12 protein-coding genes and 1 riboswitch are annotated in these 11,293 nt (G+C 44.9%); of the genes, 11 read left to right on the top strand and 1 reads right to left on the bottom strand.

All coding sequences use genetic code 11. The features are described from left to right. Positions 1-402: 402 nt before the first annotated feature. Entirely contained in the window at positions 403-1,755 is a 1,353-nt protein-coding gene (gene brnQ, locus ACESPQ_RS19290) for a branched-chain amino acid transport system II carrier protein (protein ID WP_257333716.1), read from the top strand. A 142-nt stretch (positions 1,756-1,897) separates the two neighbouring features. Here the strand turns inward: brnQ and ACESPQ_RS19285 are convergent, their stop codons facing one another. After that, on the bottom strand, positions 1,898-2,710 hold the full coding sequence (locus tag ACESPQ_RS19285) for an HAD family hydrolase (RefSeq protein ID WP_008818586.1): 813 nt from the start codon (positions 2,708-2,710) through the stop codon (positions 1,898-1,900). Positions 2,711-2,928: 218 nt separating this feature from the next. Between ACESPQ_RS19285 and rpsL the strand changes: the two genes are divergently transcribed. From rpsL to ACESPQ_RS19235, 10 genes are all read left to right on the top strand, one after another. Continuing rightward, positions 2,929-3,351, top strand: coding sequence for a 30S ribosomal protein S12 (gene rpsL, locus ACESPQ_RS19280; RefSeq protein ID WP_002607405.1), 423 nt, complete (start codon positions 2,929-2,931; stop codon positions 3,349-3,351). A gap of 25 nt (positions 3,352-3,376) precedes the next feature. Continuing rightward, positions 3,377-3,847 carry a 30S ribosomal protein S7 gene (gene rpsG, locus ACESPQ_RS19275; RefSeq protein WP_002607406.1) on the top strand — a complete coding sequence of 157 codons (471 nt, stop codon included), beginning with the start codon at positions 3,377-3,379 and terminating at the stop codon, positions 3,845-3,847. A gap of 15 nt (positions 3,848-3,862) precedes the next feature. Further along, positions 3,863-5,941, top strand: a complete 2,079-nt coding sequence (gene fusA, locus ACESPQ_RS19270) for an elongation factor G (protein WP_002607407.1) — start codon at positions 3,863-3,865, stop codon at positions 5,939-5,941. A gap of 68 nt (positions 5,942-6,009) precedes the next feature. Continuing rightward, positions 6,010-7,194, top strand: a complete 1,185-nt coding sequence (gene tuf / locus ACESPQ_RS19265; RefSeq protein ID WP_002607408.1) for an elongation factor Tu — start codon at positions 6,010-6,012, stop codon at positions 7,192-7,194. 101 nt (positions 7,195-7,295) lie between these two features. Further along, positions 7,296-7,514 (top strand): hypothetical protein, encoded by a 219-nt coding sequence (locus tag ACESPQ_RS19260; protein ID WP_002607409.1) that lies wholly within the window; start codon positions 7,296-7,298, stop codon positions 7,512-7,514. Next, a complete protein-coding gene (locus ACESPQ_RS19255) occupies positions 7,495-7,806 on the top strand; it encodes a YbjQ family protein (protein ID WP_002607410.1) in 312 nt (103 codons plus the stop codon). Before ACESPQ_RS19260 ends, ACESPQ_RS19255 begins: the two co-directional genes overlap by 20 nt. A gap of 55 nt (positions 7,807-7,861) precedes the next feature. Further along, positions 7,862-7,950, top strand: a riboswitch (TPP riboswitch). A 61-nt stretch (positions 7,951-8,011) separates the two neighbouring features. Then, entirely contained in the window at positions 8,012-8,779 is a 768-nt protein-coding gene (locus ACESPQ_RS19250) for an ABC transporter permease (RefSeq protein WP_257271319.1), read from the top strand. After that, a complete protein-coding gene (locus ACESPQ_RS19245; RefSeq protein ID WP_118002894.1) occupies positions 8,776-9,774 on the top strand; it encodes an ABC transporter substrate-binding protein in 999 nt (332 codons plus the stop codon). The genes ACESPQ_RS19250 and ACESPQ_RS19245 overlap by 4 nt, the downstream gene beginning before the upstream one ends. Positions 9,775-9,796: 22 nt before the next feature. Further along, positions 9,797-10,537 (top strand): ABC transporter ATP-binding protein, encoded by a 741-nt coding sequence (locus ACESPQ_RS19240; RefSeq protein WP_257377160.1) that lies wholly within the window; start codon positions 9,797-9,799, stop codon positions 10,535-10,537. Beyond that, the gene (locus ACESPQ_RS19235) at positions 10,527-11,255 is read left to right on the top strand and encodes a TatD family hydrolase (RefSeq protein ID WP_257377159.1); all 729 of its coding nucleotides are present in this window, start codon (positions 10,527-10,529) and stop codon (positions 11,253-11,255) included. The genes ACESPQ_RS19240 and ACESPQ_RS19235 overlap by 11 nt, the downstream gene beginning before the upstream one ends. Positions 11,256-11,293 lie beyond the last annotated feature (38 nt).

Here is an 11,293-nt window from a genome sequence, read left to right as displayed (position 1 = left end):
TAAGCATATCAGCGGCGACAATATCTGGACTGGCTCCAGTGAAGATAGCACGCTGCCAGGTAATCTGACTCATCTTTTGATGAGTCTTTTTTTGTTTTGCGTCTTCTGTTCAATCTGTGGATTGTGTACTCTTGGCAATAGCTTACATTTTCTTTTTTGGCATTCCCTATATGTAACTACAGTACCTTGTATACCGAAAATTGAATAGCAGTGTCTCTGATGTAACATTGCCAGTGAATGCTGATTACTGTTCTTTCTGTAATTATATACAGGCTAAGTCGAAAAATAGCTGCTGGATGCAGATTATGATTTGCAGCAGTCAGTCTAAAACAGTGAAAAAGTGATTGCGTATCGCTTTGTTTTCCGCTATGATGAATAGGCGTGAATATAAGGAGCTTTTATATGAAGAAATTAACATTTATTCAAATTATATCGGTATCTATGATGCTTTTTGCAATTTTTTTTGGTGCCGGCAACATGATTTTTCCTCCTGCTATGGGACAACTGGCTGGAACGAGCTATATCAGTGCCCTTGCAGGCTTTATTCTGACTGATGCGGGTATTGCAATTCTTGGAGTAACAGCTGTTGTACTGGCAGGAACTTCTATGAGTGATCTGGGAAATCTGGTCAGTCGGAGGTTCGCTTTGGTTCTATCGGTTGGTGTTTATATGCTAATCGGTCCGCTGTTTGCACTGCCAAGAACCGGAAGCGTTTCTTTTGAAATAGCATTGCTTCCCTACATAGGGGAGAACAATGCCATACTATGGTCATTGCTGTTTACAGCTGCCTTCTTCGGACTTACCTACTATCTGAGCAGCAACCCAAGCAGGATTGTGGATGTTGTCGGCAAATATCTGACGCCGGTCCTGCTGATCAGTATACTGGCTATCTTTATCGCCTCTCTTTTACAGGAAACAAGCAATGGTGCATTCTCTTTTGGAACCATGATGGAGCCGTCCCCTGCATATGTTGATATTCCGTTCTTTAAGGGCATGATCGAGGGCTATAATGCATTGGATGGACCGGCAGGGCTGGCATTTGCAATTCTTGTTATAACAGCAATTCGCAGTTATGGTGTTACAGATAAGAAATCCATTGCTCGTTATACGATACTCTGCGGTCTTGGAGCGGCAGGCTTTCTGGCAGTTGTTTATTTTATGCTCACCTATGTCGGGGCCATTACGAATACGCCCTTCACAAACGGCGGAGCACTTCTGCATGCAGTAACCAATCATCTGTTTGGCGGTATCGGTGGAATCATTCTGGGAATTGCTGTTCTATTCGCCTGTCTTACAACCTCAATTGGACTGACAACATCCTTTGCGGATTATTTTCAAACCATACTGCCCAAACGCTGGACCTATAAAAGAATAGCTGCTGCTGTCTGCTTGTTCAGCTTTGTGATTTCCAATATTGGCTTAAGTCAGCTAATCACTGTATCACTCCCAATTTTGATTATGATATATCCGCTCACCGTGGTGCTGATGCTTTTGTCTTTTCTAAAACAGCGGATCGGATCACGGCGAATGGTGTATATCATGGCGATGCTGTTCACCTTTGCAGTATCCTTCGTAAATGGTATGGAAAGTGCAGGTGTTTCCTTGGGGATAATCAGTGACTGGTTCGCAGAGCTACCGTTTTATGAGCTGAGTATCGGCTGGATTCTACCCGCAGTGGCAGGTGCATTGATCGGACTTCTGCCATTCTGGCCAATGAACAATGAAGGATCAGGACTAATAGAAACCAGAGAATAAGAAAAGGAAGACCGTTCAATGAGCGGTCTTCTTCTGATATATGTAATTTCATTTTTTGACTCTCAATAGCCTTACAACAAAGCATAATCACAACGCTGGAGTGTCTCCTTTTCATGCGTTATATCTGCCTGTTAAAGATATGCTATAGTTTGAGCTGCAGATTTAAAATTTTTTGTAATGCACGCGCTGTTCCATGGTCATAGACAGAGGCTGTCACCATGTTGGCAAAGGATTTTACGTAATCGGTGGCACTTCCCATGGCAACCCCCATACCTGCCATCTCCAGCATCTTGATATCATTGGTGCTGTCGCCAAAGCAAATGCATTCCTCCCAGGAAATCCCCTCTTTTTGCAGAACCTGATTGATTCCCACAAACTTATCGTTATTTGCATTGAATACATCAAAGCAGAAATGATCCTGTGCAACCTCGATCAGATCGCTGCGCAGCAGCGGATGCTTTGCAAGAAATTCCTCCAGGGAGCGCTGCTCCTTTGTCATCAGGACTGCATTATAGGCATTGTGCCGTTTATGATAAGAGCGCTGTTCATCATAGAACAGATAATTCAGAACATGGTGGTCTCGACAGAAATAATAAAACGGATAAAATTTATCATATATATAGGATGTATCTCCGAAATGGAACATCAGTCCGTTTTCCTGCTGCTCGCACCAGTCTACGATATCCTGCGTCGTCTGTCTGTCAAGCGGATTTTCAAACAGCAGGCGCTGCTCACGATCCAGAACATAGCCGCCGTTGATCATCACCATATAATCAAACTGTACACGCTCCAGAATCAGGTTCATCTGATTCAGCGGTCGACCCGTTGCGGCACACACGATATAGCCCTGATCCCTCAATGCTTGAATCGCCTGAAGACTGGATTCCTGAATGATGTCGTTTTCTGTCTGATACAAGGTACCATCCATATCAAAAAACACGATTTTATAAGCCATACTTGAAACCTCTACTTTCCCTCTATGTCTATTCGTCCCCTATTATACTAGAATCTCAAATCTTTTACAAAGAAAAATAAAAAAAGGTGTTGACAAGCTATTCCAGTTGCTTTATGATTATTAGGCAAGTGGATTTTTGAGGTTCCCGTTCTGCGGGAACTACATTTACACTTCAAAATGACACACCCGGAAATGTGTGTTAGTGAAAGGAGGATATTATGCCAACAATTAACCAATTAATTCGTAAAGGTCGTGAACAGAGCGTGAAGCTTTCCAAGTCACCAGCTCTGAATAGAGGATATAACTCAATCAAGAAACGTCCTACAAACTTAAGTGCACCTCAGAAACGTGGAGTTTGTACTCGTGTCGGTACAATGACACCGAAGAAACCAAACTCAGCGCTGCGTAAATATGCCCGTGTTCGTCTGAGCAACGGTATGGAGGTTACTGCCTACATTCCTGGTATTGGACACAACCTGCAGGAGCATAGTGTTGTAATGATCCGTGGAGGACGTGTTAAGGATCTTCCAGGTGTTCGTTACCACATCATCCGTGGTACACTGGACTGTGCCGGAGTTGCGAACCGTAACCAGAGCCGTTCCCTGTACGGAGCAAAACGCCCAAAAGAAGCTAAGAAATAATCAATTGTGAAAGGAGGAAATTCGAATGCCTAGAAAAGGACATGTAGCAAAACGTGATGTATTAGTAGATCCAATTTACAACTCCAAGCTGGTTACTCGTTTAATCAACAAGATCATGATTGATGGTAAAAGAGGGGTTGCACAGAAGATTCTGTACAATGCGTTCGATATTATTGAAGTAAAAACTAACGAAAAACCAATGGAAGTTTTCGAGAAAGCTCTGGAAAACGTAATGCCATTACTGGAACTTAAGGTTCGCCGTGTTGGTGGTGCCAACTATCAGGTCCCGGTGGAAGTATCCGCTGAAAGACGTCTGACTCTTGGTCTGCGTTGGATCGTGAACTATGCTCGTTTAAGAAACGAGAAAACAATGGAGCAAAGACTTGCTGCTGAAATCATGGATGCAGCAAACGGAAGTGGTGCATCTGTTAAGAAACGTGAGGACACTCACAAGATGGCAGAGGCAAACAAAGCATTTGCTCATTACCGCTGGTAAGAAAGGAGATCCATTATGCCACGTCAGTATTCATTAGAAAACACACGTAACATTGGTATCATGGCTCATATCGATGCTGGTAAGACAACAACTACAGAGCGTATTCTGTATTATACAGGTGTTAATCACAAAATCGGAGAGACTCACGATGGAGCTTCTACGATGGACTGGATGGCACAGGAGCAGGAACGTGGTATTACCATCACTTCTGCAGCAACAACTGCAGCATGGAAGGGTACCCGTATCAACATTATCGATACTCCAGGTCACGTTGACTTCACAGTTGAGGTTGAACGTTCCCTGCGTGTACTGGATGGTGCCGTAACGGTACTGGATGCAAAAGCCGGTGTAGAGCCTCAGACAGAAACCGTTTGGCGTCAGGCTACTACATATGGTGTTCCTCGTATCGTATTCTGTAACAAAATGGATGCAACAGGAGCTGACTTCCTGATGTCCTGCAAAACAATTGTAGATCGTCTGGGAGCTAAGTCCTGCCCGATTCAGCTGCCAATCGGTGCTGAATCCACTTTCACTGGTATCGTTGATATCATTGAAAGAAAATCTGAAATCTATACAAACGACTTAGGTACGGATATTCAGGAAGGCGATGTTCCGGAAGATCTGAAGGATCTGTGTGAGGAATACCGTTCCAAGCTGATTGACTACCTTGCTGATTATGATGAAGATTTCATGATGCAGGTACTGGAGGGTGAAGAACCTAGCGTTGAGGACATCAAGCGTGTTCTGCGTATCGCCGTATGTGCCGGTGATTTCTTCCCTGTATTATGTGGTTCTGCATATAAGAACAAGGGTGTTCAGATGGTTCTGGATGCTGTTGTTGAATATCTGCCTTCTCCGCTGGATGTTCCTGCAATCAAGGGAACGCTGGAGGACGGAAGCGAATCCGAGCGTCATTCCAGTGATGAAGAACCATTCGCTGCATTGGCATTCAAAATCGCAACGGACCCATTTGTTGGAAAGCTTTCCTTTTTCCGTGTGTACTCCGGTACAGCAAAGGCAGGAAGCTACGTTCTGAATTCCACAAAGGGAAAAAGAGAGCGTTTCGGACGTATCGTTCAGATGCACGCCAACGCCCGTAAGGAAATCGATCAGGTATATGCAGGAGATATCGCTGCTGCCGTAGGTCTGAAGGTTACAACAACCGGAGACAGCTTATGTGCAGAGGATTCTCCAATCATTCTGGAATCCATGGAATTCCCGGAACCGGTTATCGAACTGTCTCTGGAACCGAAGACCAAGGCTGACCAGGATAAGATGGGTCTTGCTCTTGCAAAGCTTGCAGAAGAGGATCCTACCTTCAAAACCTATACAGACCAGGAAACAGGTCAGACAATTATCGCCGGTGTCGGTGAGCTTCACCTGGACATCATCGTTGACCGTCTGCGCCGTGAATTCAAGGTGGAAGCAAACGTTGGACAGCCGATGGTTGCTTACCGTGAAACCATCCGCGGTACTGCTGACTGTGAAGGTAAATACATCAAACAGTCCGGTGGACGTGGACAATATGGTCATGTATGGATCAAATTTGAGCCTCAGGAAGAGGGAAAAGGATTTGAATTCGTTGATGCTACAGTCGGTGGAAGCGTACCTCGTGAATACATCAAGCCTACAGAAGAAGGTCTGAGAGATGCACTGGCAAACGGTATTGTTGCCGGATATCAGGTAATCGATATCAAAGCAACGCTGTTTGACGGTTCTTACCACGATGTCGATTCCAGTGAAATGGCGTACAAAATTGCGGCTAGTATGGCATTAAAGGCAGCTGCCAAGAAATGTAATCCGGTTATTCTGGAGCCGATCATGATGGTGGAGGTAACTGCACCAAATGAATATCTTGGATCCGTAATGGGTGACGTAAGCTCCCGTCGTGGTGCTATCGTTGACCAGGAAGAGAGAGGAAACGCGATTATCGTTAAGGCTCACATTCCGCTGTCAGAGATGTTCGGTTACGTTACAGACCTGCGTTCCTTCACTCAGGGACGTGGAAATTACTCTATGAAATTCGACCATTATGCCGAAGTACCGAAGAGTATTGCAGAAAAAATCATTAAAAACAATAGTTCTGAAAATTAACTGTTGCTTTTATAAAAACTTTGAATTAGAATATACTTGGAAACTAATAAATTAGGAGGAAAATTAAAATGGCAAAAGAAAAATTTGACCGTTCCAAAACACATGTTAACATTGGAACTATCGGACACGTTGACCACGGTAAAACTACGTTAACTGCTGCTATTACAAACGTTCTTGCAAAAGACGGTATGGCACAGGCACAGGCTTATGACCAGATCGATGGTGCACCTGAAGAAAAAGAACGTGGAATCACAATCAACACTGCACACGTTGAATATCAGACTGACAAGCGTCACTATGCACACGTTGACTGCCCAGGTCACGCTGACTACGTTAAGAACATGATCACTGGTGCTGCACAGATGGATGGTGCTATCCTGGTTGTTGCTGCATCTGATGGTCCTATGCCTCAGACTCGTGAGCACATCCTGCTTGCTCGTCAGGTAGGTGTTCCTTACATCGTTGTATTCCTGAACAAATGCGACATGGTTGATGACGAAGAACTGATCGACCTTGTTGAAATGGAAGTACGTGAGCTGTTAAGCGAGTACGGATTCGACGGAGATAACGCTCCGGTTATCCGTGGTTCTGCACTGAAGGCTCTGGAAGGTGACGACAAGTACGTTGGCGCTATCAAAGAACTGATGGATGCAGTTGATGAATTCATCCCAGATCCAACTCGTGAAACTGACAAACCATTCCTGATGTCTGTAGAAGACGTTATGACAATCACAGGACGTGGTACAGTTGCTACAGGACGTGTTGAGCGTGGGGTAGTAAAACTGGGAGAAGAAGTTGAAATCGTTGGTATCAAGGATACTCAGAAAACTGTTGTTACCGGACTGGAAATGTTCCGTAAGCAGCTGGACTTCGCAGAATCCGGAGACAACATCGGTGCTCTGCTGCGTGGTATCAACCGTGACCAGATTCAGCGTGGACAGGTTCTTGCTAAACCAGGATCCGTACATCCACACACAAAGTTCAAGGCTCAGGTTTATGTATTAACAAAAGAAGAAGGTGGACGTCACACTCCATTCGTTTCTAACTACCGTCCTCAGTTCTACTTCCGTACAACTGACGTAACTGGTGTTATTACATTACCGGAAGGAACTGAAATGGTTATGCCTGGTGACAACGTTGAAATGAACGTTGAGCTGATTGCTCCAATTGCTATCGAAAACAACACAAAGTTCTCTATCCGTGAGGGTGGACGTACTGTTGGTTCCGGTAACGTTACAGAAATCATCGAGTAATTTTATAAAAACAATGAAAAGAGCACAATTGTGCTCTTTTTTCTGTGTGTTGTACCTTTTTTGTAGTATAATACAGGTAATGACAGAAGGGAGTGGGCAGTATGAACAGAAAAATGCTGGCACCTATCATAATTGGCATTTTGATTGCATTTTATATGATGATTTGGATCAGCTCCCTGTTTTTTCTGGATGCACCGGGGTTTCTCGTAATCTTGTTTGGCATCCCCATGCTGGCACTGCTTTTTCTGTGGATACATGTTGTCAAGGAACGGCTTGACGAGATAAGGAGCGGAGAAGAAGATGATCTTAGTAAATACTGATTACATTACCGGAAAAACGCTGAATATGCTGGGACTGGTAAAGGGAAGTACAATTCAGACAAAGAATATCGGTAAGGATATTTCTCAGGGCTTTAAGACACTGGTTGGTGGTGAGCTGAAGGCATACAATGAAATGATGAATGAGGCACGTGCACTGGCAACGAAGCGAATGGTGGAGGAGGCAGAGGCTCTCGGTGCTGACGCTATTGTCAACATCCGTTATGCATCCAGTGCCATCATGGGTGGAGCCGCAGAGGTTATAGCCTATGGTACAGCGGCAACCTTCCTGTAAAAGCAGCTTGTCTGCTTTTTTCTTTTCTTTTTTACACGGAGCGTGTATAATGATACTGTCATGACAGGGGTGCCGTAAGGCTGAGACAGTCCCTTATGACCTGATCTAGTTAATGCTAGCGTAGGGAGTCATATCTATCTTGAGTATTAGATTGGTTCACTTACGCCTCACGGAGGTGTTTTTTTATTGGAAAGGAGAACTATGGATGAAGCGTTTAAAAAGAATCGGTATGCCGCTGCTCACGCTGCTTCTGGTACTGGCAGTATGGGAAGGCTGTGTTCATATATTTGATATTGATTTGTATATTCTGCCGGCGCCCTCAAACATCCTACAGGCGCTGTTTGCGAATCGCGATATACTGTGGATGCATTCTCTGGTAACGCTGCAGGAGGCTGTCATCGGTTTATTGATCGCCACCCTGCTCGCAATCGTAATTGCGATTGGCATGGATCTTTCCCAGCTGTTTAAACACAGCATATTTCCCCATCTGGTTGTCACGCAGACAGTACCGGTCATGGTACTGGGACCGCTGTTTTCCATTTGGCTGGGTTTCGGCATGGCACCGAAGATTCTAATGGTCATCTTCATGTGCTTCTTTCCGGTCGCAATCGCCTTCTGTGACGCGCTGGGTAAAGTAGATGAGCATCAGATCAGTCTGCTGAAAAGCTTTGGAGCAAAAAAATGGCAGATATATGCATATGTGAAGATACCGGCGGCCTCCACTGCACTGTTTTCCGGATTGAAGGTAGCAGCTACCTACTGTATCGGTGGTGCTATCGTCGGAGAGTGGCTGAGTGCATCCGCAGGACTTGGATACTATATGATTCGTGTGAAAAACGGCTATATGCTGGATAAGGTGTTTGCCTGCGTAGTCGTTGTGATCGCTTTGAGTCTGCTGCTGCATGGAGCGGTGGTGCTGCTGGAGGCGGTGTTGTTTCCATATGCGAGAAAGAAAAGAGGGAAAGCGAAATGAAGAAATTAGGCTGTATGCTGATGGCTGTGCTGATGGCTGTCACAGTGAGTGGATGTTCTGATAAAAAGGAAGCATCCGAAAACAAAGAAACAGAAAAAAAGGTAACATTGATTCTGGATTATCTTCCAAACACCAATCATACCGGTTTCTATGTGGCGAAGGAAAAAGGCTTTTTCAAGGAAGAAGGCCTGGAGGTGGATATCATTGAGCCGGGAGATGATTCGACAAGTGCAACACTGGTTGCGGCAAACAAGGGAGAATTCGGTGTCAGCTATCAGGAGGACGTCACGTATGCGAGAACGGCGGAGGAACCATTGCCGATTCGCGCAATTGCGACCATCATCCAGCATAATACAAGCGGCTTTGTATCATTGAAAAAGGAAAATATCAAAACACCGAAGGATTTCGAGGGAAAGATTTATGCAGGATGGCAGGCACCGAGTGAGGAAGCAGTTGTAAAGGCGGTAATGACAGCTGCGAAGGCAGATTTCTCCAAGCTGACAATGGTGGGGGCAGATGGCAGCGGCTTTGCTTCCCTTGGCAAGAGTGTGGATATCCAGTGGGAATTTGAAGGCTGGGCAGTCACAAAGGGAAGAATGGAAGGCTATGAACTGAATTACATACCGTTACGCGAACTGGATGAACGCCTTGATTATTATACACCGCTCATTATTACCAGTGAAAAGATGATCAAGGAAGATCCGGAAACGGTTCAGAAATTTATGAATGCGGTAAAGAAGGGATATGAATATGCAATTGAAAACCCGGATGCATCCGCTGAAATATTAAGCAAATACGCTCCTGATTATGATTTGAAATTTCTGAAGGAAAGTCAGAAATATCTGAGCAGTGAATATGCCAGGGATGCGGACAGCTGGGGTGTTATGAAGGATTCCGTATGGGATAACTATACTGCCTTTATGTATGAAAACAAGCTGATCACAGAAAAAATCAAGGCGGATGAACAGTATACCAATGAATTTGTAATGAAATAAAAAAACGACACAGGAGGTCATCATGAAATTACGAGTGGAGGATATGGCAATCTCTTTTGATAACAGAAGAATACTGGAGCATGTCGGCTTTCATGTGGAAGAGGGAGAGTTTACTGCGCTGATTGGACCAAGCGGATGTGGAAAGTCCACATTGCTGAACATACTGGCAGGGCTTTTGGATTGTGAAGAGGGAACCTTTTATGTGGATGATGTGCAGGTTAGCGGCGTATCCTCCCACTTTGCCTATATGCCACAGGATGATCTTCTTCTGCCATGGAAGAATATTCTGGATAATGTTTGTTTATATGGAAAGCTTCACGGGCATGTGAAGGAAGCCAGAGAGCAGGCATTGCAGGAGTTTGAGGCATTTGGATTGAAGGGATATGAACAGGCTTATCCCTATGAACTATCCGGCGGTATGAGGCAGCGGGCTGCGTTTTTACGAACGGCACTTTGCAGTGCGGATATCCTGTTGCTGGATGAACCCTTCGGTGCGCTGGATGTCATCACCCGCAACGATATGCAGGATTGGCTGCTGAAGCTGAGAAGTGAATTAAACAGAACGATGCTGCTGGTGACCCATGATATTGAAGAGGCCCTGTATCTGGCAGACCGCATTCTGATTCTTGGTGGATCACCTGCTTCCATCTGTAGGGAAATCTCATTAAAGGATTGCAAAAAAAGCAGGGAATGGCTGTATGATCAGGGCGGACTGAAGAAGGAAATCTATCGGCTGCTGAAGGAGGGGACATATGATCGTTGATGCGCATATGCATATGGAGGAAGCTTATCCTGCAGAAATCTTAAAAGAACAGGATATTGCCTGTATCGCCAATGCCGCAACACCTGAAGAATATATGAAATTAAGAAAGCTGCAAGACGGGAATTCTGCAATATGGATCAGTGCCGGTATTCATCCATGGAAGGTGGATGAGGTTCACTGGGATGCAATGCTGCCGATTCTTGAGGAAGTGGACATCATCGGTGAAATCGGATTTGATAGTGTCTGGTGTAACACGGATATGACATTGCAGTCCCGGCTGTTTGAGCAGCAGCTTGCTTTTGCACAGCGATATCAGAAACCGGTGATTCTGCATCTGAAGGGAAGAGAAAAGGAAGCACTTGAATATTTGCGTCGCTATGAAAACCGGTATCTGGTGCACTGGTATTCCTGTGATGCATGGCTGCAGGAGTATATTGATCTGGGCTGCTGGTTTACCGTCGGTCCTTCGCTGCCCTTCGATGAAACGGTACAGCATGTGGCGGCCTGTGTCCCGCTGGATCGAATGCTGGTGGAAACGGATGGTATTTCCGCATGTACGTGGTGTGAGAATCGTAAGGTCGCACCAGAGGAGCATGGAGCCATATTAAAACGCAGTATGCACAAAATCTGTGAAATGCGTAACATATCCTATGAGAAACTGCAGGAACAGATGGTGGTTAACTGTGAAAAATTTATCGGGAAGCGATTTCCGTTTTAAAGAAAACTTCTATCGATTTAGAAGTTTTTTTACGTGAT

The organism is Clostridium sp. HGF2 (assembly GCF_964240115.1).
Classification (GTDB): domain Bacteria; phylum Bacillota_I; class Bacilli_A; order Erysipelotrichales; family Erysipelotrichaceae; genus Clostridium_AQ; species Clostridium_AQ innocuum.
Note: the sequence above shows the minus strand (reverse complement) of the source record. Positions and strands in the feature narration are given on the sequence as shown.